At 68.8% G+C, this 23,395-nt stretch carries 21 protein-coding genes and 2 pseudogenes; 11 read left to right on the top strand and 12 right to left on the bottom strand.

Translation table 11 applies throughout. The features are described from left to right. Positions 1 to 84 precede the first annotated feature (84 nt). Both G6038_RS05870 and G6038_RS05875 read left to right on the top strand, forming a co-directional pair. Positions 85 to 1,902, top strand: coding sequence for a helix-turn-helix domain-containing protein (locus G6038_RS05870; RefSeq protein ID WP_165036492.1), 1,818 nt, complete (start codon positions 85 to 87; stop codon positions 1,900 to 1,902). A 118-nt stretch (positions 1,903 to 2,020) separates the two neighbouring features. Next, positions 2,021 to 3,478 (top strand): catalase, encoded by a 1,458-nt coding sequence (locus G6038_RS05875; protein WP_165036494.1) that lies wholly within the window; start codon positions 2,021 to 2,023, stop codon positions 3,476 to 3,478. Between the two features lie 45 nt (positions 3,479 to 3,523). Here G6038_RS05875 and G6038_RS05880 read toward each other — a convergent pair whose 3' ends face one another. Next, positions 3,524 to 4,861, bottom strand: coding sequence for a glycogen debranching protein (locus G6038_RS05880; RefSeq protein ID WP_165036496.1), 1,338 nt, complete (start codon positions 4,859 to 4,861; stop codon positions 3,524 to 3,526). Positions 4,862 to 5,075: 214 nt separating this feature from the next. Here G6038_RS05880 and G6038_RS05885 point away from each other — a divergent pair, with 214 nt between their 5' ends. The 3 genes from G6038_RS05885 (at position 5,076) to G6038_RS05895 (ending at position 8,802) form a co-directional block, all read left to right on the top strand. Beyond that, positions 5,076 to 6,185: an alcohol dehydrogenase catalytic domain-containing protein gene (locus G6038_RS05885; RefSeq protein WP_165036498.1), complete on the top strand. Its 1,110-nt coding sequence runs from the start codon at positions 5,076 to 5,078 to the stop codon at positions 6,183 to 6,185. Between the two features lie 657 nt (positions 6,186 to 6,842). After that, the gene (gene ctaD, locus G6038_RS05890) at positions 6,843 to 8,573 is read left to right on the top strand and encodes a cytochrome c oxidase subunit I (protein ID WP_165036500.1); all 1,731 of its coding nucleotides are present in this window, start codon (positions 6,843 to 6,845) and stop codon (positions 8,571 to 8,573) included. A gap of 1 nt (position 8,574) precedes the next feature. Beyond that, a complete protein-coding gene (locus G6038_RS05895) occupies positions 8,575 to 8,802 on the top strand; it encodes a hypothetical protein (RefSeq protein ID WP_165036502.1) in 228 nt (75 codons plus the stop codon). Between the two features lie 12 nt (positions 8,803 to 8,814). Here the strand turns inward: G6038_RS05895 and G6038_RS31155 are convergent. Further along, positions 8,815 to 9,018: pseudogene (locus G6038_RS31155) on the bottom strand (IS701 family transposase); the annotation flags it as partial. A gap of 68 nt (positions 9,019 to 9,086) precedes the next feature. On the opposite strand from G6038_RS31155, the gene G6038_RS05900 reads away from it, so the two are divergent. Next, entirely contained in the window at positions 9,087 to 10,322 is a 1,236-nt protein-coding gene (locus tag G6038_RS05900) for a fatty acid desaturase (protein WP_165036504.1), read from the top strand. A 34-nt stretch (positions 10,323 to 10,356) separates the two neighbouring features. Further along, a pseudogene (locus tag G6038_RS05905) lies at positions 10,357 to 10,491 on the top strand (IS701 family transposase); the annotation flags it as partial. Between the two features lie 8 nt (positions 10,492 to 10,499). Here the strand turns inward: G6038_RS05905 and G6038_RS05910 are convergent. The 6 genes from G6038_RS05910 to G6038_RS05935 all read right to left on the bottom strand — a co-directional run bounded on the left by G6038_RS05910 (position 10,500) and on the right by G6038_RS05935 (position 16,996). Further along, a complete protein-coding gene (locus G6038_RS05910; protein WP_165036506.1) occupies positions 10,500 to 10,787 on the bottom strand; it encodes a hypothetical protein in 288 nt (95 codons plus the stop codon). Between the two features lie 363 nt (positions 10,788 to 11,150). Further along, positions 11,151 to 12,692, bottom strand: coding sequence for a bifunctional 3-(3-hydroxy-phenyl)propionate/3-hydroxycinnamic acid hydroxylase (locus G6038_RS05915; RefSeq protein ID WP_165036508.1), 1,542 nt, complete (start codon positions 12,690 to 12,692; stop codon positions 11,151 to 11,153). After that, positions 12,689 to 13,045 (bottom strand): DoxX family protein, encoded by a 357-nt coding sequence (locus tag G6038_RS05920; protein WP_165036510.1) that lies wholly within the window; start codon positions 13,043 to 13,045, stop codon positions 12,689 to 12,691. Before G6038_RS05920 ends, G6038_RS05915 begins: the two co-directional genes overlap by 4 nt. Further along, positions 13,042 to 14,931: an acyl-CoA synthetase gene (locus G6038_RS05925; RefSeq protein WP_165036512.1), complete on the bottom strand. Its 1,890-nt coding sequence runs from the start codon at positions 14,929 to 14,931 to the stop codon at positions 13,042 to 13,044. The genes G6038_RS05920 and G6038_RS05925 overlap by 4 nt, the downstream gene beginning before the upstream one ends. Further along, positions 14,928 to 15,866 carry a fumarylacetoacetate hydrolase family protein gene (locus G6038_RS05930; protein WP_165036514.1) on the bottom strand — a complete coding sequence of 313 codons (939 nt, stop codon included), beginning with the start codon at positions 15,864 to 15,866 and terminating at the stop codon, positions 14,928 to 14,930. The genes G6038_RS05925 and G6038_RS05930 overlap by 4 nt, the downstream gene beginning before the upstream one ends. Then, a complete protein-coding gene (locus G6038_RS05935; protein ID WP_165036516.1) occupies positions 15,863 to 16,996 on the bottom strand; it encodes a VOC family protein in 1,134 nt (377 codons plus the stop codon). Before G6038_RS05935 ends, G6038_RS05930 begins: the two co-directional genes overlap by 4 nt. Positions 16,997 to 17,137: 141 nt before the next feature. Between G6038_RS05935 and G6038_RS05940 the strand changes: the two genes are divergently transcribed. Continuing rightward, on the top strand, positions 17,138 to 17,800 hold the full coding sequence (locus G6038_RS05940) for a TetR/AcrR family transcriptional regulator (protein WP_165036518.1): 663 nt from the start codon (positions 17,138 to 17,140) through the stop codon (positions 17,798 to 17,800). Between the two features lie 197 nt (positions 17,801 to 17,997). Here the strand turns inward: G6038_RS05940 and G6038_RS05945 are convergent, their stop codons facing one another. The 3 genes from G6038_RS05945 to G6038_RS31805 form a co-directional block, all read right to left on the bottom strand. Next, positions 17,998 to 18,372, bottom strand: coding sequence for a helix-turn-helix domain-containing protein (locus G6038_RS05945; protein WP_165036520.1), 375 nt, complete (start codon positions 18,370 to 18,372; stop codon positions 17,998 to 18,000). Between the two features lie 86 nt (positions 18,373 to 18,458). Continuing rightward, positions 18,459 to 19,286 (bottom strand): alpha/beta hydrolase, encoded by an 828-nt coding sequence (locus G6038_RS05950; RefSeq protein ID WP_165036522.1) that lies wholly within the window; start codon positions 19,284 to 19,286, stop codon positions 18,459 to 18,461. Between the two features lie 425 nt (positions 19,287 to 19,711). After that, entirely contained in the window at positions 19,712 to 19,843 is a 132-nt protein-coding gene (locus G6038_RS31805; protein ID WP_276613810.1) for a hypothetical protein, read from the bottom strand. A gap of 121 nt (positions 19,844 to 19,964) precedes the next feature. Here G6038_RS31805 and G6038_RS05955 point away from each other — a divergent pair, with 121 nt between their 5' ends. Further along, positions 19,965 to 20,852: a fused MFS/spermidine synthase gene (locus G6038_RS05955; RefSeq protein ID WP_165036524.1), complete on the top strand. Its 888-nt coding sequence runs from the start codon at positions 19,965 to 19,967 to the stop codon at positions 20,850 to 20,852. Positions 20,853 to 20,856: 4 nt separating this feature from the next. On the opposite strand, the gene G6038_RS05960 is transcribed toward G6038_RS05955, so the two are convergent. Next, positions 20,857 to 21,885 (bottom strand): PHP domain-containing protein, encoded by a 1,029-nt coding sequence (locus G6038_RS05960; protein WP_165036526.1) that lies wholly within the window; start codon positions 21,883 to 21,885, stop codon positions 20,857 to 20,859. 90 nt (positions 21,886 to 21,975) lie between these two features. Here G6038_RS05960 and G6038_RS05965 point away from each other — a divergent pair, with 90 nt between their 5' ends. Together G6038_RS05965 and G6038_RS05970 are read left to right on the top strand one after the other, a co-directional pair. Continuing rightward, entirely contained in the window at positions 21,976 to 22,587 is a 612-nt protein-coding gene (locus G6038_RS05965) for a YdcF family protein (protein ID WP_165036546.1), read from the top strand. A gap of 9 nt (positions 22,588 to 22,596) precedes the next feature. Next, positions 22,597 to 23,268, top strand: a complete 672-nt coding sequence (locus G6038_RS05970; RefSeq protein ID WP_165036528.1) for an SDR family oxidoreductase — start codon at positions 22,597 to 22,599, stop codon at positions 23,266 to 23,268. The last annotated feature ends 127 nt before the right edge of the window (positions 23,269 to 23,395 follow it).

The following is a 23,395-nucleotide window of genomic DNA, read 5'->3' on the forward strand; positions in this document are numbered from 1 at the left end:
CGGCCGGATCTGTCTCAATGTGAGACGCAGGTCACATTCGGCGTTATTACCCTTGTGGGCGCAGGGCCCGATGAGAATGTCCCCGTGACAACTCGAGACGACCGGGAGACCGAGGTGGGTGAATTCAGCCGGAGCAGTTCCCAGGACCACATGTCGCTCCAGGAGGCACGCGAGTCGTTCCACTCGGCCGATCAGGCCTCGGACGATCCCGGCGACCGCCGGGTCCGGAACTGGCTGCGGGTCTCGTGGCTGCGGTCGCGCGCGGCGAAGGTCGACGTGGACCGTCCGAGCGCCGGCTACGTCGAACCGCTCCCGGTCGACACCGTCCTCACCCGCGCGGCCCGCCCGGTGCTGTCCGCGCTGTCGGCGGAGATCGAGAACGAGCCGGTGTCCCTGATCCTCACCGACGCCAAGGGCACCGTGCTCAGCCGCTACGGCGGTGACCGCGGCCTGCTGACCGCCCTGGACGGGGTCGACCTCGCTCCCGGCTTCCGCTACGCCGAGTCCCAGGTGGGGACCAACGGCATCGGGACCGCGCTCGAGGTCGGTGCACCCCTGCTGATCCGGGGGGACGAGCACTACAGCGGGCACCTGCGGTTGTTTTCCTGCGCCGGGGCCCTGGTGACACACCCGATCACCGGGACGCTCCTCGGCGTCGTGGACCTGACCACCAAGACCGAGAACACGAACTCGCTGCTGTTGTCCTTCGCCAAGCTGGCCGCCACCCGCATCAGGGAACGGATCCTCGAGGAGGCCAACGAACTGGACCGGGCCCTCCTGCACGACTACCACGCGGCCTGCCAGCATTCGGGTCGCCCGGTCATCGCCGTCGGCGACGAGGTCCTGATGATGAACGCCCAGACCCAGCAGCAGTTCGACTCCCGCGACCAGGCCGCGATCATCGACCGGACCCGCGACGCCCGCGGGCGGGCCGAACCGTTCACGATGCTCGCCGACCTGCCGAGCGGGATCACGGCGCGGTTGTCCTACCAGCCGACCTTCGTCGAGGACAGGCTCGCGGGCGGGGTCGTGCGGATCAAGGAGCAACTCGCCCGGACCCGGAGCCCGCGGGCCGCGAAACAGCCGGCGTTGCGCGCGCTGGCCGGTCGCAGCGCGCAGTGGCAGCACACCGTCCACGGTGTCGTCGAGGCCTGCCGGCGCCGGGAATGGCTCGTGCTCGACGGCGAACCCGGCGTCGGCAAGACCGCGCTGGTCCGGGCCGCACACGAGCACGTCCGGAGCGACCGCGGCCTCGCGGTGCTCGACGCGGCCGCGGTCGGCGGCGGGGAGCTGCTGGAGCAGGCGTCGGCCGCGCTCGAGGGCGGCTCCGACCTGGCGGTGCTGCACGCCCACGCCCTCGGCGACGCCGATCTCGCCGGTCTCGGCCAGCTCCTGCAGACCGTCACGCCGGACACCCTTCCGGACGACCCGTGGGTGGCGCTGACCATGCAACCCCCGCAGGAGGAGAGCGACACCCACTCCCTGCTCCGGCTCTTTCCGAAGACGCTCTCCGTTCCCCCGCTGCGCCATCATCTCGAGGATGTCCCCGATCTGGTGCGCTTCCTCCTCGACGCCGGCGGCGCCACCGACCTCACGCTCTCGCCGACCGCGGCGAACCAGCTCATGCGGCTGTCGTGGCAGGGGAACGTGACCCATCTGCGCAGCGTCCTCGAGGAGACCTGCCGGCGCCGGCGCTCGGGGACCGTCGAGCTCGCGGACCTGCCCGCCGAGTGCCGGGCGACGACCCGCCGGAACCTGACCCGGCTCGAGTCCCTCGAGCGGGACGCGATCGTGGACGCACTGGCCCTGCACGGAGGCGACAAGGCGGCGGCCGCGAAGGCGCTCGGCATGTCGCGGGCGACGATCTACCGCAAGATCCGCGAGTTCGGCATCACCCTCTGATTCCGAACATCAAGTGCCCGTGTCAAATTGAGACTCCGGGACACCGCTCCTCAGGAAACACTCCTGAGCGCAGAGACGTTCACCCCACCAGCCCGGGGTGACCAGACAGGAGTGATCGATGACCGACCACAACGGACTCACCACCGCCGCCGGCGCGCCGGTGCCGGACAACCAGAACAGTCTCACGGCCGGGGCGCGCGGACCCATGCTGCTCCAGGACGTGTGGTTCCTCGAGAAGCTCGCGCACTTCGACCGCGAGGTCATCCCCGAACGACGCATGCATGCAAAGGGTTCCGGAGCGTTCGGCACCTTCCGCGTCACGCACGACATCACCCGGCACACCCGGGCCGCGGTGTTCTCCGCCGTGGGCAAGCAGACGGAGGTTTTCGTCCGTTTCTCCACGGTCGCGGGGGAGCGCGGTGCCGCCGACGCCGAACGCGACATCCGCGGGTTCGCCGTCCGCTTCTACACCGAGGAGGGCAACTGGGACGTCGTCGGCAACAACACGCCGGTGTTCTTCTTCCGCGACCCGCTCAAGTTCCCCGACCTCAACCACGCCGTGAAGCGGGATCCACGGACCAATCTTCGCGACCCCGAGAACAACTGGGATTTCTGGACCAACCTGCCGGAGGCACTGCACCAGGTCACGATCGTCATGTCCGACCGCGGCATCCCCGACGGGTACCGGCACATGCACGGATTCGGCTCGCACACGTACTCGTTCGTCGATGCCGAGGGCACCCGCTCGTGGGTGAAGTTCCACTTCCGCACCCAGCAGGGCATCAGGAACCTCACCGACGAGGAGGCCGCGGCCGTGATCGCCGGCGACCGCGAATCCGCCCAGCGGGACCTGTACGAGGCGATCGAATCCGGCAACCACCCGAAGTGGACGCTGTACGTGCAGATCATGCCCGAGTCCGACGCGGCGACGTACAGGTACCACCCCTTCGACCTGACCAAGGTGTGGTCCAAGAAGGACTACCCGCTCATCGAGGTCGGCGAGCTGGAACTGAACCGCAACCCGGACAACTACCACGCCGACGTCGAGCAGGCCGCCTTCTCCCCGGCGAACATCGTTCCCGGCATCGGGTTCTCACCCGACCGGATGCTCCAGGGCCGGCTCTTCTCGTACGGGGACGCCGCGCGTTACCGGCTCGGCGTGAACCACCATCAGATCCCGGTGAACTGCCCGCGGGCCGCCGCGCACGTGAACTCCTTCCACCGCGACGGCGCGATGCGCGTGGACGGAAACCAGGGCAGCGTCCCGAGCATCGAGCCGAACTCGTACGGCCGCTTCCGGGAGCAGTCCCGGTACGCCGAACCGCCGCTCGCGGTGGGCGCGGTCGCGGACCGGTTCGATCATCGCGCGGACGACGACAACTACTTCGAGCAGCCGGGAATCCTGTTCCGCGGCATGTCCGCCGAGCAGCAGACGGCACTGTTCGAGAACACCGCGCGTGCCATCACGGGGGCATCGGCGGCGACGATCGAGCGGCACATCGCCAACTGCACCCGGGCCGATCCGGCCTACGGCGAGGGAGTTCGCAAGGCCTGTGAGGCACTCGGGGCTCTGTGAGTCCCGTGGTGTCCCCCGCCCCGGACGGGTACGGGGGACACCACCTCACCCCAGCCAGTCCAGCACCGCGGCCGCGGTCCACGACTGCTGCATGCTGCCGAGCGGCTCGCCGGTGAACGGCTCGTAGTACTCGGCGAACGAGCCGTCGCTGGCCTGCCGCAGACCCTCCGCTCGCAGCAGATGAGCGCGCTCCGCCCAGCCGCGGCGGGCGAACGTCCACGAGAACAGCCACGTCATCACCGGCCACACCGGCCCCCGCCAGTACTCGCGCGGACGGAAGTCCCGGGAGACGGGGGAGGTGGACGGCGGCACCGCGTAGCGCAGGTCGGGGTGGCCGCAGAACTTCGGGCCCTCGAAGGTGCGCAGCAGGGCCCGTTCGGTGCCGCGGGGCAGGCCGCCGCACAGCAACGGCGCGAACATCGCGAGCGTGTCGGTGGCCATCCAGCGGCCGCTGCGCAGGTCGAAGTCCTTGGCGGCGCCGGTGCGCGGATCGGTGGTGTCGAGCACGCCGCGGCGGAACCGCTCCGCGTATTCGTGCAACTCGCGGACGTCGGCGTTCGGGCGCGAATGCTCCTCCCCGATGACGGCGAGCACGTCGCACGCGAGGGCGAACACGGCACTGACGAACACGTCCTCGACGGCGAAGCTCATGGCCGTGGCCAGGGCGTCGTCGTCGTAGCGCACTTCCTTCATCTCCTCGAGCAGCCACAGATAGCGGGCGTACTCGGCGTCCGTCGGCCGCTGAGTCGGGTCGCCGACGTGGGCGAGGTCCTCGCGCCGGAACGTCGGCACCGCCCCGGCGACGACGTTCGCGTAGGCCGCGTCCCACCGGGGCGAGTTGTCCATGCCCGATTCCCAGCCGTGGTAGAGCGCGATGCGGCCGTTGCCGTCGAGGTCCCGGGCGCGGGCCAGCCACCGGTGCCAGCGCACCAGGTCGGGCCAGCGGCGGTCCAGGAACTCCTCGGCGACAGCGCGGGTGCTGCGGCCGTGCCGGCGGCTGTGGTCGAGGATGCGCTGCACCGCGACGGCGTGCACGGGCGGCTGGGTGATGCCCGACGTCTGCGGGCCCAGTGGCGCGGCGGCGGCGAGATCGGTGCAGGCCCAGCGCGCCGGACCCGGAAAGTAGCCGTCCACCCCGCTCGCGAACACGATGTGCGGGATCATGCCGTTGCGCCACTGCGCCGAGAGCAGGGTGTCGAGTTCGACGACGGCCCGCTCGACGCTCAACGGGGCCAGCCCCACCGCGACGAACGCCGCGTCCCAGCTCCACATGTGCGGATACAGCTTCGGGGCGGCACTGGTCATCGTGCCGAGGTCGTTGCCGCGCAGCAGGTAGGCAGCCCGCGCGGCGAGCTGCGTGTGGGTGAATCCGCGGTCCGGCATCGCATCATTGTGCGACCGTCCCGGCGCGGGCGCGCGCCGAGGGGCAGGTGGACCGTCCGTCGCGAGGTGTCGGAAATCGGACACCTACATGCGTCCCGACCGTTGTTTCTGTCCGAAACGGCGCACCGATCGGTGCCGACGCCCACCAACCTTTCCGCACGAGACCTACGGTGGGATACGGAAACCGTCCCCCGGCCCCGAGGAGTATCGGCAGATGAGGATCACCGGCGCAGTCCTGGAGGAGATCGGCCGGCCGCGGCCGTTCGCCGAGTCGAAACCGATCAGCGTGTCCGAACTCGAGCTCGACGCGCCGGGACCGACCGAGGTGCTGGTACGGATCGAGGCGGCCGGGGTGTGCCACTCCGACCTGAGCGTCGTGGACGGCAACCGGGTCCGCCCCGTACCGATGCTGCTCGGGCACGAGGCGGCCGGCCGCATCGTCGAGGTGGGCTCCTCCGTCGACGACTTCCGGGTCGGGCAGCGGGTGGTCATGTCGTTCCTGCCACGATGCGAGGCGTGCGACAGCTGCGCGGAGGACGGCCGGCTGCCCTGCACCGCCGGGTCCGCCACCAACAACGCCGGGGAACTGCTGCACGGCGGTCGTCGCCTGCACCGCGACGGCCGGCCGGTGCACCACCACCTCGGGGTCTCGGGTTTCGCGACGCACGCGGTGATCGACCGCGCGTCGGCTGTCGCGGTCGACGACGACGTGCCGCCCGACGTCGCCGCGGTGCTCGGCTGTGCCGTGCTCACCGGCGGGGGTGCCGTCCTCAATGCGGCCCGGCCGCGGCCACAGGACAGCGTCGCGATCGTCGGCCTCGGCGGGGTCGGCATGGCGGCGCTCATCACGGCCGTCGCGCAGGGCGTCTCGCGCATCGTCGCGATCGACACCCTCGACGACAAGCTCCGTCGCGCCCGCGAGCTGGGGGCACACGAGACCTACACGCCGGGCGAGGCGGTCGAGCGGGGCGTCAAGGCCCGGTACGTCATCGAGTGTGCCGGCAGTGCACGGGCGTTCGAGACCGCATTCGGTCTCACGGCGCCCGGCGGCACGACCGTGACGGTCGGTCTGCCCGCGCCGACCGCGACGGCGGCGATCTCCCCGTTGACGGTGACCGCGGAGGCGCGCACGATCGTCGGCAGCTACCTCGGCTCGGCCGTGCCGCGCCGCGACATCCCCCAGTACGCGCGGATGTGGCGGGAGGGCCGGCTCCCGGTGGAGGAACTGATCTCCTCACGGATCCCCCTGTCGCGCATCAACGAGGCCATGGACCAGCTCGCCGACGGGCTGGCCGTGCGTCAGGTCATCATGTTCGACGACTGACGGTAAGAGGCCGAGTGCCGGTCGGCTCCGGGACCAAGGTCCCGGGCCGGATATCTTGTGGGAAGTGGTTTTCCGGACTGCCGAGCGACCCGTCGACCGTCACGGGACGAGGTGCCCGGCCGCCCCGGCCACTCGGTCCCTTCGGTGGCCGCCGGAGTGCTCCGGCCGATGGGCACAGCCGGCGGGGGACTTCGGACCCCTTCTCCGAGTCCTCGGTCCCGCCGACGACGACAGAGCCGAGGGAGCGATCCCGGTCCCGCCGGTGTGCGAGCGGGGCGCGCACCGCCCGGCTCGTCCGCGCCCGAGAATATCCACAGCTGTGGAACAACCTGTTGATCAGTACGTTTCGGTCCGATCGACTACCGCCTCGGCACCCGCGCCCGTCCCGCCCGATCGGGCGCAGCGGCCGTTGCCGGCACACGCCGCCGAGCCTTCGCCGCACCGCGGACGTGCTCCACGTCTCATTGCCGATGCCGATGCGACGGTGCAAGAGTCAGCGCGCCGACGGTCGACGGCTCCGTTCCGTTCCGGGACGAATGCGTGCGCCGCCGTCTCGTCGGCCGAACGGGAGGACGCGGATCCACCCTCTCGCGGCAGCAGGTCGGAGCTCGATGCCCCACACGGACGACGGTGGGGCCGAAGTCAGGAGTCGTGGTCATGGTTGATGTCGCGCCGATACTGAGGAGGCCGGACGCGCAGCGGCCGTATCCTCCGACCCGCCGCCCGAAGGGCTCGACGATCCTCACGGTCGTCACCTCCACCGACCACAAGGTCATCGGCGTGATGTATATCGTGGCGGCCTTCGCGTGGTTCCTCATCGGCGGTCTCATGGCGCTGCTCATCCGCGGTGAGCTCGCCGTGCCCGGTCTGCAGTTCCTGTCGAACGAGCAGTACAACCAGCTGTTCACCATGCACGGCACGATCATGCTGCTGCTGTATGCGACTCCGGTGTTCTTCGGCTTCGCCAACTACCTGCTGCCGCTGCAGATCGGCGCGCCGGACGTGGCCTTTCCCCGGCTCAATGCAGTGGGCTTCTGGCTCTACGTCTTCGGCGGACTTTCGGCCGCGGCCGGCTTCCTCACTCCCGGCGGCGCTGCGGACTTCGGGTGGACTGCGTATGTGCCGCTGACGAATTCGCTGCACTCTCCCGGTGTGGGGGCGGACCTGTGGATCCTCGGCCTCACCGTGGGCGGTCTGGGCACGATTCTCGGCGCGGTCAACCTCATCACCACGATCGTGTGCCTGCGCGCCCCCGGCATGACCATGTTCCGGATGCCGATCTTCACCTGGAACACCTTCATCGCCTCGCTGCTGATCCTGCTGATCTTCCCGCTCCTCGCGGCGGCGCTGATCGCCCTGTTCGTCGACCGCCAGTTCGGCGCCCACATCTTCGACCCCGGCACGGGCGGCGTCATGCTGTGGCAGCACCTGTTCTGGTTCTTCGGTCACCCCGAGGTGTACGTGCTGGCGCTGCCGTTCTTCGGCATCGTCTCCGAGATCTTCCCGGTCTTCTCGCGCAAGCCGATCTTCGGCTACACCGGTCTGGTCTACGCGACCCTGGCCATCGCCGCGCTCTCGATCGCGGTGTGGGCGCACCACATGTACGCCACCGGCGCCGTGCTGCTGCCGTACTTCTCGTTCATGACCTTCCTGATCGCGGTGCCCACCGGCGTGAAGTTCTTCAACTGGATCGGCACCATGTGGAAGGGCCACCTGACGTTCGAGTCGCCGATGCTGTTCTCGGTCGGCTTCATCGTCACCTTCCTGTTCGGCGGCCTGTCCGGCGTCATCCTCGCCAGCCCGCCGCTCGATTTCCACGTGACGGACTCCTACTTCGTCATCGCGCACTTCCACTACGTGCTCTTCGGCACCATCGTGTTCGCCACCTACGCCGGCATCTACTTCTGGTTCCCGAAGATGACGGGGCGCATGCTCGACGAGCGCCTCGCCAAGTGGCACTTCTGGCTGACCTTCCTCGGCTTCCACACCACGTTCCTGGTGCAGCACTGGCTGGGCAACGAGGGCATGCCGCGCCGCTACGCCGACTACCTGCCGTCGGACGGGTTCACCACCCTGAACGTCATCTCGACGATCGGTGCCTTCGTGCTCGGCGCCTCGACCCTGCCGTTCCTGTGGAACGTGTTCAAGAGCTACCGGTACGGGCAGGTCGTGACCGTCGACGACCCGTGGGGTTACGGCAACTCCCTCGAGTGGGCGACGAGCTGCCCGCCGCCGCGGCACAACTTCACCGAGCTGCCGCGCATCCGCTCCGAGCGCCCGGCGTTCGAGCTGCACTACCCGCACATGAGCGAAAAGATGCGGTCCGAGGCGCACGTGGGATGGGGTTCGCACGCCCAGACCGCTCGCGCGATCGAGGGGACGCACTGACATGGAGGACGGACGCCGGTTCCGCCGGTACACGACGCTCGGCGAGACCCGCACCCGACCCGACCCGACGGCGCTGCTGATCGCGATGCTGGTGCTGGCGGTGCTGCTCGCATCCCCGTGGTGGCTGGCCCCGGCCCCGGCCGTGCTGCTGATCGTCGCGGCCGTCGCCGGCACGTTCGCGGTCGGTGCCACGAGCCGGAGGACGATCGTACCGACCCGGTGGTCTTGACTCTCCGATCGCCGAGCGGCGGGCCGCCGGGCGGTGGCCGCGACCGCGTTCGCGTATGGGTCCGATCGGGGCAGCGGCCCAGTAGTAGACCCTGGGGCCGTCGGCGCCGTCGCCGAGTCGCTGCCGTGCGGTCGTGTCCAGGTCGGCGATCACGGTGTGGGCGCGGCGTTGCCGCAGTTGCATCGTGATCGCCATCTGCGTCGGCGCACGGAGGAGCTTCGGCAGTCACCATCTCCTTACGATGCCGTAACTTACGGTTCCGTAACTTACGCTAGGGTAGCCGCATGGCCATCTCGGATATTCAGGAATTCGCCCATCTGACGGACGCGGATGTCGAGGCCCTCGGTCGAGAGCTCGACGCCATCCGTCGCGACATCGAGGAATCCCGCGGCGAACGCGACGCCCGGTACATCCGCAACACCATCAGGTTGCAGCGCAGCCTGGAACTGGGCGGGCGCGCGGTTCTGCTCGGCAGCCGTCGCCGTCCGCTGTGGTTGCTCGGCACGGGTCTGCTCGGCGTGTCGAAGATCATCGACAACATGGAGCTCGGGCACAACGTGATGCATGGGCAATGGGACTGGATGAACGACCCCGAGATCCACTCCGCGAGTTGGGAATGGGACAACGCCGACCCGTCGGCGCACTGGAAGCAGACCCACAACTACCTGCACCACAAGTACACCAACATCCTGGGCATGGACGACGACGTGGGATTCGGCCTGATCCGGGTCACCCGGGACCAACGGTGGAAGCCGTTCAACGCCGGCAACCTCGTCTACAACGCGTTGCTCGCGCTGCTGTTCCAATACGGCGTCGCCATCCAACACCTCGAACTCGGCAAGGTCGCCAGAGGCCGCGACGACCGCGCCGAAACCAGCCGTAAGCTGCGTGAGGTGGGCCAGAAGGTGGGCCGACAGATCGGCAAGGACTATGTGTTGTACCCGGCCCTCACCGGTAAGGCGTGGAAGTCCACCCTGACGGCCAACGCCACTGCCAACGTGATCCGCAATCTGTGGACCAACGCGGTGATCTTCTGTGGGCACTTTCCCGACGGCGCGGAGAAGTTCACCAAGGCTGACGTCGACAACGAGACCCAGTCACGCTGGTATCTGCGACAGATGCTCGGCAGCGCCAACATCTCCGGTGGCCCGTTGACGGATTTCATGACCGGCAACCTCAGCTATCAGATCGAGCACCACCTGTTCCCGGACCTGCCATCCAATCGGTATGCCGAGATCGCCGTGCGGGTGCGCGGATTGTGCAGCAAGTACGATCTGCCCTACACCAGCGGTCCGCTCGCTGTGCAGTACCTCAAGACGTGGCGCACAATCGCGAAACTGTCGCTGCCGAACAAATACCTCAAAGACACTGCGGACGCCGCTCCCGAGACCGCATCCGAACGCGGCTTCGGCGGCACGCCGCTTGTCGATCCCGTCACCGGCCGGCGGCGCGGACTGGCCACCACGATCCGTAAGAATCGCCGGATTCGTGGCGTGCGCCGACTTCTGGGGATGCGCTGATCAACACGTAGGTGTTTCGAAGTACCGTCGTGCGGACTCACGGCCGGGCACGGCCGACGAGATGATCGCCGCCGACCCGCCGAAGCAGTGGCGCCGTATCCCCTACTGCGCCGGACCCCGGCGCACCACGCGCACCGAACTCGCCACGGTCGCCGGGTCCCGATGGCGGGCCGGTGGTCATCCGCCGGAGCTGTGGGTTGCGGCGAAGACGAGGAACACCACGAACAGTGCCGCGGTCCCGAGGACGGCGCCGGTGAGGGCATCCCGATGGTTCGTTGCCAGGCCCTTGTCCACCCGGTCCAGGCCGACCCAGCCGCAGACCACCGCGGCCAGCCCGGCGGGAATCGTGATCAGGTCACCGATGAGGGGAACGAAGGCGAATACGGCGGCGGTGATGCCTGCGACAAGGGCGGTGCTACCCGCACCGTTGCGGAATGGCGACTCGGTGGAACGGTGCGGCGGCATACCGGCTCCCTTTTCAGGACAAGGCGATCATCTCCGTCCATAGTGCCTCACACCGCTCGAGATGGCGCCGCACTACTGGTACGCCGGACGAGGGCGTGGCCTCGGCCGCAGCGCATGCGGTGACCGGCGTCCGTGCGTCAAGGCCGGGTCTGCCGGGCACGGGGCGGCAATCACACGGTGGAGTTCACCGAGGGTGACCCACAGTCTGCGTGCTTTCGTCCTCGATCATCCCCGGTCGGTGCGGCAGGCCGCAGCTTCGGCTGGCCCCACCGGGCGGTGCGGAGGGCTGCGATGATCATGAAAGTTCGGAGGTCGCCTCGCGGACCATGTCGCGTGCGCAGTGGGGACTCCTTCAGGGGTGGCTCACCGTGTAAGGAACGTGGGCGAGTGGTCGGTGTGGAAGCGGGGCAGGGCGGCGCAGAGGGCGGACAGTTCGCTGCCGCTACGAAGAACGGTGCCGTCGGGCCGGACGATGGCAGCGCGCGCGTGGCCGCGGCGTAGCCAGCGGTGCAGATCGGTGTCCGGTCGAGCCAACAGGACTGTGCCACACCGTTGTTCGATGGCGGTGCGCTGTTTCGGGGTCGGGGAGACGGAGGTGACCACCACGAACCGGCCGGCGGCGACCTCGGCGAATCGGCGACCCTCCTCGAGGACCGGATTCGGGATCAGGCGGCCCGCTCGGCTTCTGCGTAGTCGAGATCGCTCGATGAGACTGGAACGGTGAAGAGCAGGGGTCTCGTTGTCCATGATCCTGTCGCTGAGGCCCGGCACTCGGTGCAACAGCGGTAAGGCGACGCGGCGGATGAGATTACCGAGTTCACCGCCCTCGGTCATGGCCATTCCGACGAACTTGGCCCGCCGGATCAGTGCCAGCGCGTGGGGTTTGCGTTCGATCTCGTAGGTGTCCAGTGCGCTCTCGGGCAGATCCCCACGGAGGACGCCTGCAAGTTTCCAGGCGAGGTTCATCGCGTCGCGCATCCCTGCCCCCATCCCCTGTCCGATGAACGGCGGTGTGAGATGGGCGGCGTCGCCCAGCAGAAACACGCGCCGGTCGCGCCATCGGTCCGCGATTCGGGCTCGAAAGGTATACTCGGCCAATCGGATCAGCTCCAGGTCTTCGGCCGGTGTGTTCCTTGCCCATGGCGAGATGAGGGGATGCAGCCGGGCCATTTCGCGATAGTCCTCGGCGTTCTCACCGGGGTTCAGACGGAACTCCCAGCGGTAGCGCGTTTTTCCGATCCGCATGTACGTTGCCGCGCGCACGGGGTCGCACACCTGGTGCACGCCCTCCCACTCGCCGAGGTCTGCGGTGGTAGCGACGTCGACCACCAGCCAGCGTTGTTCGAACTTCAGGTCCCGCATCGTTGCCTGAATCTGGCCTCTGATCAAACTATTGGCGCCGTCGCAGCCCAACACGTATCCGGCCCGCACCGATTCGTGCACACCGGTGCGTCGGCCGGTGAAGTCGACGCGAATGCCGGCTGCCGTGTCGTCGGCCAGCCCGGTTACTTCGACGTCGCCGCGCAGAGAGGCCCCCGGGTACCGTTCCAGATTGGCGCGCAGGATCTCCTCGAACTGCGGCTGATCGAACATGTTGGCCTCGGGGTAGCCGTGTACGCCCGGACCCGGGTCTCGGTGGAATTCGTTGAGAACTCGCATGTTCCGGTCGAGGAGCCGCAACCCGAGGCACGGCCGGGAGATCGCCGCGAACTCGTCGGCGATCCCGAGGTGCGCGACGATCCGGTGAATCTCACCGTCGAGGTGGACCGCCCGCGGCTGCGCATAGACGCCCTCCCAGCGCTCGAGTATCAGGCACTCGACACCGTGCTGGGCAAGCAGCGTGGCGGCGGTCAGTCCGGTGGGCCCGGCACCGACGATGACGACCGGGACAACCCGCTCGCTCATCGGATCGATCCGAACAGGACGACGAGGTAGGCGAGGATCAGCGCGCTGACGAGGATGGCGGGCGCCATCTCACGCAACCCATCACCGTTACGTACGTGCGTAACGACGGCACCTACCATCAGGAGCAGGAGCCCGACGCAGGCCGCGGCGCCGACCGCCGGCACGAGTCCGCCGATCAGGAGACCGACTGCACCGGCGACCTCGAGCGCACCGATACCCCGATACGTGCCGACGGAAATGCCGACGTGGGCTGCCCGTTCCCGCATCGGCGAGGTTGCCGATACCTTGCTCACGCCGAGCAGAAGGTAGAAGACTGCGAGCGAGACTGCCAAGACTAGGGATGCGGTGGTCATTTGCGCACCATTACCTTCCAATTGATCGCATATCGGCCCAAGATCGCCTTGACCGTCGGTTCGTCGGCAGATCTGTCGATCTCGACGGTCGCAAGGATCGAACCGTCCTCCACGGACGCATGGATGCCGGCGACCCCTGCGATGCCGGCGAGTGCATGATCGAGCTCGCGCCGTGTCGCGTCGGCGCGCAGTGCGAGCTTGTAGGGCTTGCCTACCGCCGTGACGGGCAAGGCGTGGAGGATGGTCACCGTTCTGGGTGCCGCGGCCCGTTCGGGGACACGCTCGCCCGCCCAGGCGTGCAGCTCCTCCTCGGTGATGCCGGCGTCTGCGACGACGGTGACGTACGCGACGGGCACTTCGCCGGCGTGGGCATCGGGGCGTCCCACCGCGCTGACCGCGGTGACCTGCGGATGGACCAGTAGGGCGTCTTCGATGACCGCTGGATCGATGTTGTGCCCGCCCCGGATGATGACGTCCTTCGCGCGTCCGACCAGGTAGATGAAACCGTCGCTGTCGACGCGCGCCAGGTCGCCGGTATCGAGCCACCCGTCGACCAGTTTCCCCATGCCGTCGAGCACGTGTCCGTGATCGTCGTAGGCGGCAGCATAGCCGGCGAACACCGTCGGACCGCTGATTGCCAGCACACCGGTCGCTCCGGTGGGCAGATCTTCCCAGGTGCCGTCGGCGCGGACGCGTACCACCTTGACCTGCTGATAGGGCATCCGCAGGCCGACCGCGCCGGGCCGTGGCGCGTCGGGGAAGCTGCGTGCACTCGCGCAGGTTGCCTCCGTCAGGCCGTAGCCTTCGAGAAGGGGCACACTCGTGTGTTCCTGGAACTTCTCGACGAGCGCAGTCGGTAGAGGCGAGGCTCCGACCATGGCGAATCGCAGACTGCTGATATCGGCGTCGACCGGGCGCTCCACAAGGGCCGCGTATACGGTGGGCACCGCGCTCATCGACGCGATGCGGTAGTGCTCGACGATCTTCCAGAATTCGCTGAACAGCACCGGGTCGCGGTAGCCGAGCGGGCCGGCCCACACCACACCCTGCCCCTTGAACAACGGCGCCAACAGCGTGACGACCAAGGCATTGACATGGAACAGCGGCAGGGCGGCGAATACGACGGAGTCCGAGTCCCACAACGAGTTCGCGGCCAGCATCCAGGCATTGGCGACCTCGTTGTCGTGGGTGTGGGCGGCCAGCTTCGGAACACCGGTGGTACCACCGGTGTGAAGCAGTGCCGCCACGTCGAACCCACGGGGGGGATCACCGACGAAGCCGGAGGGGTCGCTGTCGGCCGACAGCGCACTGAAATAGCCGATCCGCACTCCGTCGACTTCGGGCAGGTCCTCGGGCGCGCCGGCGGCACCGGTGGGCCGCAGGACCAGCACTGCGTCCACCGATCCGCTCACGGCAATCTTGTGCGCGACCTCCCATGTGTCGGCCGCAAGTTCCGGACCGGCCGCGACGAGTATCCGGGCACCTGAGCGGCGCAACAGTTCAGCGATGTGCTGCTGCGACTGTGCCGCATTGACAGGAGCAGCGATGCCGGCAAGCTGTGCGGCGAGAGTCGCGGGGATCAGTTCGGCGCAGTTGGGCGCCATCAAGGCGACCGGGTCGTGGCGCCGCACGCCCAGACGATGGAGCAGGTTCGCGTAACGGTGAACGTCGTCGAGCAGTTCGGAGAAACTGCGCTGCAACGGCTCCCGCCACCGTGCGGCGTCCGGGAGGACGGTGAGCGCGAGGCGGTCCGGCCACCTGCGGGCCGCTCGTGTGAGCAAGGCATAGGTGGACTCCGGAAGCCCCCGATCTCGCAGCGGCACGGCCTCGATCGCCGTCACATCCGTGGGCGCTGCGTACCGCGGCCACAGCAGGTCGGTGGTCATCGCGCGTACCTCACCACCGTGCGCTGCCGCCCCAAGTCGATTGTCCCGTCGTCTGTGGCGACGGTGGCTTCGATGACGTCGCCGTCCTGCAGATAGTTCGAATTCCTGGCCTGGCCCGCAAAGAAGAGCTTCCATTTGACTGCCGGCGGCAGCAGGGCGGAGAGGATTTCGATCGGCTTCGGTGGGGCGCTCAGCGCCGTCCCGACCGGTGTTCCGGTCAACAGCAGATCCCCGGCATCGAGGCGTTGGAACCGGGTCAGCGCCTGCAGAGTCTCGGCCGGCCGGTAGATCATGTCGGCAACGGTCATGTTCTGGCGCGGCTCTCCGTTGACCCAGAGCCGCAGGCGCAGGTCGGTGAACCGCTTCAGTTCGTCGGCGTCGAGCAGTACGAGCGCGGGACCGACCGGGGTGAACGTCGGGTAGGACTTGGCCTCGTAGAACTGCGTTTTGGGAAGCTGGACGTCGCGCGCGGAGATGTCGTTGGTGACAACCAGGCCGGCGACGTGATCGGCGAGAGTCTCTGCGGTGATCGTGGTGCCGACGGGGAGTTCGCGCCCGAAGACGAGTCCGATCTCCACCTCGTAGTCCAGTAGCCGGACATGGGCAGGACGGATCACGTCGTCGTGGGGGCCGCTGATCGAACCGGATGCCTTGCGGAAGAAGGTCAGCGGGATGGTGTCGGGGTTCATCCCGGCGTCCTCGACGTGTGAGGCGAAGTTCGTCATCTGTGCGACCACACGGCAGGGGGCGGTGACCGGGGAGAGCAACGAGAGGGTCTCGACGGGCACGGTGCCCCCGCTGGACGCCGCCGCCTCCACGGCCGGTCGGTCGGCCAGCAGTTGGGCGGTGGTGGTCGCCTCGGTGTCTACCCGGGCGGCACCCGTGGGGGTGACGACCCACCAGGCGTCGGCGGTGCGGAGGACAGAGATGGTCATGAGCTGGCAACTTTCAGAAGGCCGCGTAGGCGGTGGAGGTCGAATTCGTTGTCGCCGCGCAGCGCGTGGACGATGGCGCGCAGTTCCTGAAGTGAGTCCCGGCCGGGGCTCAGTCCGAGGAAGTCCTTGGTGGCGGGCGGCCCCCACTGGGCCAGTCCGGACGCGGTCATCGGTGCCCAGCCCGCGTCGAGCGTGTTGTCGAAGAGGTCGCCGTCGCTGAAGTGCTCGACCATGAATCCGTCGGGGTCGCGCCAGTAGTCGAAGATCTGGCTGCCCTGGATGTGCCGGCCGATGCCCCAGGACCGGCGGTAGCCCCGGTCGAGCAGGTACTCGCCTCCTGCCGCGAGGGAGTCCAGGTCGGCGACCTGATATGCCGAATGCACATAGCGGTCGGCCGGGCCGAGAACCATCGCGAGCGTGTGGTGGTCGGTGGGCGTGGCGCCCCGGTCGCAGCGGATGAAGCTCATGACCGGGCCCCGGACCCGTTGCCCCGGGTAGTAGAGGAAGTCGCTGACGATCAGTCCGAGGTGCTCGAGGTACCAGTTGAGCGTTTCGAGGTACTTCGTCGTCTGGAGCACGACGTGACCGAGCCGTTGCACGGTGGCCGGCGCGCGGGGTGGCCGCTGGGTGGCGTTCACCCGTCCGCCGTCGTGTCCGAAATTGCAGTGGAGCGGAGCCTGGGCGGCCAGCGCCGGCAACTCGAGCGTGTCGGACACCACGCGGACTCCCAGCGCGCTCGGATCCACGAGATCGACGGCGATCCCGCCGAGGCTCTCGGGGAGGGGCACGACCGCGCCTCCCACTGCGTCCGCGAGTCGCAGCACGTCGGTCGAGTCGGCTGCCCGGAAGGCGGGACCGACGAACCGCGAACGCGGGCCCCGGCGGATGAGCACGCAGGGCGACCCGGGGTCCGCACCGCGCAACTGCAGTTCGTGCGCCGTTCGAAGCGCCGTCGCAAAACCGAAGGCATGGGCGAACGCCTCCGCCCGCTCGAGGTCGGGCTTCTCGAACTCCAGCCACGCGAGGTCGAACACCTTGATGATCGGCTCGGCGGCCTTCCCCCGGTGCTCGCCCGCCAGCGCGCCCTGCTCACTGTGCAGACCGGTATGCGGGTCATGGTGGACACTCATTGACCACTCCCTTCGAGTTATGACGATATCGTCACTTACGAAGATATCGTCAGTCAAGAGTTTTTGAGGAATTCGTCACAATTGATGGCACGCCGTAGGGTAGGGCCAGGTCAGACGGATCAGAGAGAAGGGCACGCAGGCATGACCGAGCAGAGCACCGATGCACCGAACCGCCTGGACCGGCGCAAGGCACGTACCCGCGCCGCACTCGTACGCGCAGCCCAGTCGTTCATGGCGGCAGGGAAACCGACCGCCCCGATCCTCGAGATCACCCAAGCCGCAGATGTCGGAATGGGGTCCTTTTACAACCACTTCCAGACCAAAGAGGAGCTCTTCCACGCTGCCGTGGAGGAGGCCCTCGACCGCCATGGCGCGACGCTCGACGAACTGACCGCAGATCTGGACGACCCTGCCCAGGTCTTTGCCCAGAGCTTCCGTCTGACCGGACGCCTCCATCGCAGGAATCCCGAACTGAGCAAGGTGCTGCTCAGCAACGGTCTGAGTCTGATCGGCTCGGACAAGGGCCTGGCGCCGAGAGCTCGCCGAGACATCGAGGCAGCCGCCCGTTCGGGCCGGTTCAGCGTGCGCGATCCCGAACTGGGCATGACAATCGCTGCAGGGGCCGCACTATGCCTGGGTCAACTGCTGCACGATCACCCCGAACGTGACGACGCGGAGGCCACCGACCAGGTCACCGAGGACCTGTTGCGTATGTTCGGCATCTCGGCCGACGAAGCCCACGAAATCTGCCGACGCCCCTTACCCGACGCCGACTATCAGCCCCCAGGCGCAACCGCCCCATAGCTTGTCTGCTTCGTCGAGATGTACCGGCCCGGCCGCGTCCTCGATTGTTCGGTCCGCTCGACGGCTGCGACGGCAGCTCCCCGAGACCGTCGGGCCTCGACGTCCCCGATCCTCGGCAGGCGCAGCTTCCCACCCGCCGTGATCTGGAACCTGGAATCCTTGGTGCGGGTCGACTGCCGAGCATCATCCGGCGACGACTAACTGCGGCGGCGCGGGCGAGGAACCGGACCCGCCATCACCATGGCGTCGTAGATCTCCATCAGGGCGCGTCGCTGTCGAGGCGCGAGGACCGGGTCGGCCTCGAGGGCGGCTTCGATTCTTGCACGTGCGTCGTCGCCGTCGCGGTCGCCTGCAGGAAAGCCGGCCTGCTCGTAGAGAATGTCGGCGCTGATGTTCAGGGAGCGTGCGATGGCATCGATGACGGTTGCCGATGGGGCGCGCAGTCCGCGCTCGATCTGCGAGAGGTAGGGATTCGAGATCCCGGCCATCTCGGCGAACTGCCGCAGGGTGAATTTGTTGAATTCTCGCTGCCGTCGGATGATTTCCCCGAGCTGCGCCGACGGTCTCCTCATACAGGCGAGTTTACTGACACGCTCGGGGCTGAACACACGCTCGAAGCCCGTGGAACAGGTGCGCAGTATCGCAGGGCACGGCCGGCTCAGTGCTCATCGAGGAAGTCCCCGATGAGCTGCGCCGCCCGGGCGGTCTCCTGGAGCACGCACAGGTGACTGCCCCCCTCGATGATCTCCAGGCGGCCGCGAGGGACGGCCTTGGCGATGATCCGGCCGTTGACAGTCGGCACGAGCCGATCGTCGCTCCCCGCGATCACGAGCACGGGCATCGGCAGGTGGCGCAGCCACGGTCGACTGGTCCACTCGAAGGCCGCGCGGAGCTGGACGACATGGCCCCGCAACGACGGCCGGCAGTCCCGGCGGATCTCGAGGTGCTCGTCGAGGAGCGCGGGATCGCCGACGATCCCCTCGCCGTATATCAGCGGGGCGACCTTGCGGAAATACGCCGGGGAGTAGAAGCTCACCGGGTTGAAGACGGCGGTCAACGCCCTCGGCGGGCTGGGCATGCCGCCCAGGCCGCAGTTCGTGGAGGCGAGCACGAGCTTCTCGACGCGTCCGGGACTCCGGCGCGCGAGCTCCTGCGCCACCATCCCGCCGAACGACAGGCCGAGCACGCCGGCCGAGTCGATCCCGAGGTGCTCGAGGAGATCATCGATGACGCCCGCGTGCTCGCGGAGGCCGAAGCGGCCGCGGGGGACCGAGGAATGCCCCGAGCCCGGCGGGTCGACTGTGATGGTCCGAAACCGCCCGAGCCGCGCCTCGAGCGGACGCCAGAACTCCAGGGGGAGGCCGATACCGTTGATCATCAGCAGGGCCGGCCCGTCGCCCCGGACTCGGTAGCGGACACGCAGCCCGGCCGTCTTCATGAACTGTGGTTCTTCCAGCGTCGAAGCGCTCGGCGACTTCTTCTGCATCGGATGACCGCCTCTCGGTTGACCCCGCGCTTGGAGTGCAACGCGACTGTGAGACAGATTACCCCTCGGAATGCTTGCTTGCAAGCTTCATATCAGCTAGAGAGCTACCAGGTTCGCCGGGCGCGCGGTGGTCGGCGATCCGCAGCTCTACCGCGTAGAGACATTGTCGGACAACATATCCGACATCCCGTACGTCCTCGTAGGTCCCCGTCCGCGACACCGGCGATTCACCATCAACCCGATGACACGGAGCGGGACGCACCGTGGGAGGCGGGAGGGGCGTTCGCTTTCGCCGATCACCCGGATCGGGTCCTCACAAGACGGTCGAGGCAGTCCTCCCACGCCCTCCGGCATCAGCGGACCCGCTCCTCCATGCAGCTATAACCCACTGTCGCACAACAGATCCTGGGCCTGATCGCAGACAACTACCCTGTGCTGCCACCGATGCGGCGAGAGTTGTCCACCGACCGCCGACGCCACGACTCGTCGTCATAACCGTCCTCGTAATCGGTCTCGTCCCAGTACTTCTCGCGCCGATACAGGAGGCCGAAGAACAATCGACAGTCCTTCGCGCAGGCGCGCTCGGTTCCCTCGGCCAGGAACCCTCGGAGCGCACCGACCGAGCGCGCCCGGAGACCCGATCCCGACGGCACTCGCGGCCCGGCTACCCTCGATGCCATGGGCAGGCAGCGGGAGCGTCGGGCCGCGCCGGGGTCCGGTCGCGGTCCGGCCGAGGGCATCTACGACATCGACACCGGCACCTGCGAGCTCGTCAAGGACCGCTATCTGCCGAACGGCTGGGTGCTCGAGATCAACGGGGTGCCCAGCTCCCACATCGATCTCGCCGATCCCATGCTGCTCGAGTTCGAGTACATGCGGTGGATCGCGCAACTGCTCGAATCACAGCGGCCCCGGGACGAGCGGCTGCGCGTGCTGCACCTCGGCGGAGGGGCCTGTTCCATGGCCCGCTATCTCGCCGCGACCTATCCGAACGCGCGGCAGGTGGTGGTCGAGATCGACGGCCGGCTCGCCGAACTCGTCCGGGACTGGTTCGACCTGCCCCGTGCCCCGCTGCTGCGGATACGGGTGGGGGAGGCGCGGTCGGTTCTCGCCTCGCTGACCGACGCGACACGCGACGTGATCGTCCGCGACGTCTTCGCGATCAACCGGACGCCCGTCGCGCTGACCACCGTCGAGTTCACCCGGCACGCCCGCCGGGTGCTCGATGCGGGCGGCGTCTACGTCGTCAACTGTGGTGACACCCGGGATCTGACCACCGCCCGGCGGGAGGCGGCCACCATCGGCAGCGTCTTCGAGCACACCGCGATCATCGCGGATCCGGCGATGCTCAAGGGCCGTCGCTACGGCAACATCGTCATCGCCGGCAGCGACGCACCGCTCGGCCAGTCCCCGACCCTGGCCAGGGACCTGCTCGGCGGGGGAGTGCCCGCCCAGGTCTGGACCGACGCACAGGTCCGCCGGTTCGCCGCCGACGCCCGCGTCCTCCTCGACGCCGAGTGCCGCCCACCGGCCGCGGTCCCGGCCGACGAGGCCGCCACCGGCTGACCCGTCAACCCGTCCGGCCGGTGGTCCAGGCGAGCAGGTCCTCGACCGGCCACGTGTTGATCACGTCCCCGGGTTCGACCCCGCGTTCGGCGGCCCGTTCGCAGCCGTACCCGATCCAGTCCAGCTGCCCGGGCGCGTGCGCGTCGGTGTCGATCGCGAAGCGGCACCCGAGATTCAGAGCGAGGTCGATCAGCCGCTCCGGCGGGTCCTGCCGCTCGGGGCGCGCGTTGATCTCCACCGCGGTGCTGTGGTCGCGGCACGCCGAGAGCACCGCCTCGGCGTCGAACCGCGACTCCGGGCGGGTTCCGCGCCCACCCTGCACCAGCCGGCCCGTGCAGTGCCCGAGCACGTCGACGTGCGGGTTCTGCACCGCCTTCAGCATCCGCTTCGTCATGACCGTCCGGTCGGCCCGCAGATTCGAGTGCACGCTCGCCACCACGACGTCGAGCTCGGCGAGCAGACCCTCGTCCTGGTCGAGGGTGCCGTCGTCGAGGATGTCCACCTCGATCCCGGTGAGAATGCGGAAGGGGCGGCCGCTGTCCGCGAGGACGCGGTTGAGGCCGGCGACGATCCCCAGCTGGGTGCGCAACCGCTCGGCCGTGAGCCCGTTGGCCACCTTCAGGCGGGGGGAGTGGTCGGTCAGCGCGCAGTATCGTCGACCGAGTGCCGCGGCGGTCCGCATCATCTCGGCGATCGGGCTGCCACCGTCCGACCAGTCCGAATGCACGTGGAGATCGCCCTGCAGGGCCGCCAGCAGTTCCGCGCCGCCGCGGCCGATCGGCTCGGCCTCCACGCGCAGCTGCTGCAGGTACGCGGGCACCCCGTCGAAGGCCTCCCGGATCACGGTGGCGGTCTTCGGGCCGACACCGGCCAAGGCCGTCCAGCTGTCCGTACGGCGCCGCGCGGCGCGCTGCTCGGGGCTCAGCCGGGCGACGACGTCGGCGGCGTGGCGGTAGGCCTTCACGCGGTAGCTCTCGGCCCGGCCGCGTTCGAGCCAGAACGCGACCTCCCGCAGGGCGTCCACCGGGTCCATGCGTCCATTCTCGCTACGACGGTCCGTAGCGTGGGGCGCATGCGCACAAATGCGAGGTGGCGACGGACGGTGACCGGAACCGCAATCGGGGTGGCCGGAGGGACGCTGGCACTGGCCGGGGTCTCGGCCCGGGTCGCGGCGCCCGCGGCGGGGCGGCTGTACACCCTCGCCGACGCGCCGACGGCGCCGGTGGTGATCGTGCCGGGTGCCCGGGTCCGGAACGGATGGCCCATGCCGATGCTGCGCGGGCGCCTCGACGTCGCCGTCGCGCTGCTCGCGGACGGCCGCGCGCGCAGCGTGCTGGTCTCAGGCGACGCGGGGGGCCGGTCCGGAGACGAGATCGCGGCGATGACCGGCTATCTGGTGGCGCACGGCGTGGGACGGGAAGTGATCGCCACTGACCCGTACGGGCTCGACACATACGACACCTGCCATCGCGCCGCCCAGGTCTACGGCGTCACGACGGCCCTGATCGCCACCCAGGACTTCCATCTTCCGCGGGCCGTCGCGCTGGGGCGGCGCGCGGGGATCGACATGGCCGGCGTGGTGGCCGGGTGCGACTGCCGGCTGCGCACCCGGGTGCGCAACGTGCTGCGCGAGCATCTGCTGTCGCGTCCGAAAGCGCTTGTGGAGATGCGCTTTCCGCGGCCGCCGCGCGTGGGGTCGGCCACGGACGACGCATCGACCGGGATCCTCGCCTAGGGTCGTCGCATGCGACCTTCAGCCCTGATCACCGGCGGCGGCCGCGGCGTCGGCGCCGCCATCGCCCGGGAACTCGCCCCCAGCCACGACCTGCTGCTCGGAGGCCGGCGAGCGGAGTCGCTCCGGGCGATCTGCGAGGAGATCCCGGCGGCGGCGCCGTGGCCGGTCGACCTGCTCGACCACGAGGCGGTGGCCACGGCCTGCTCGGGCATCGACCGGTTGGACGTGCTGGTGCACAACGCGGGCCTCGCCGAGCTCGGGACGATCGCCGACCGCGGAATCGCGCAGTGGCGGGAGATGTTCGAGTCGAACGTGGTGGCGGTGGTGGAGCTGACGCGTCTGCTCCTTCCGGCGCTGCGGGCCGCGAACGGCCATGTCGTGCTGCTCAACTCGGGGGCCGGGCTGAACGCGAAGGCCGGCTGGGGTGCGTACGCCGCCAGCAAGTTCGCGTTGCGCGCGTTCTCCGACGTCCTGCGACAGGAGGAGCCGGCGCTGCGGGTGACGTCGGTGCATCCGGGCCGGATCGACACCGACATGCAGCGTGCGATCGTCGCGAGCGAGGGCCGCACCTACGAACCGGAACGCTTCCTGAAGGCGTCGACCGTGGCGCGGGCAGTGCGCCAGGCGGTCCAGACACCGGCCGACGCGCACCCGACGGAGATCGTGCTGCGGCCCCGCTGAGCCGTCGGCGTCAGAACGGCAGCGGAATCACGACCGGCGCCCCGTTCGGCAGCTGGATGCGGATCTGCGGTGGCGGCGGCGGGGCCGGTGCCGGTGCCGGTGCAGGCGCCGGTGCCGGTGCCGGGGG

It is taken from the genome of Rhodococcus sp. 14C212, from assembly GCF_011058195.1.
Taxonomy (GTDB): Bacteria; Actinomycetota; Actinomycetes; order Mycobacteriales; family Mycobacteriaceae; genus Rhodococcus; species Rhodococcus aetherivorans.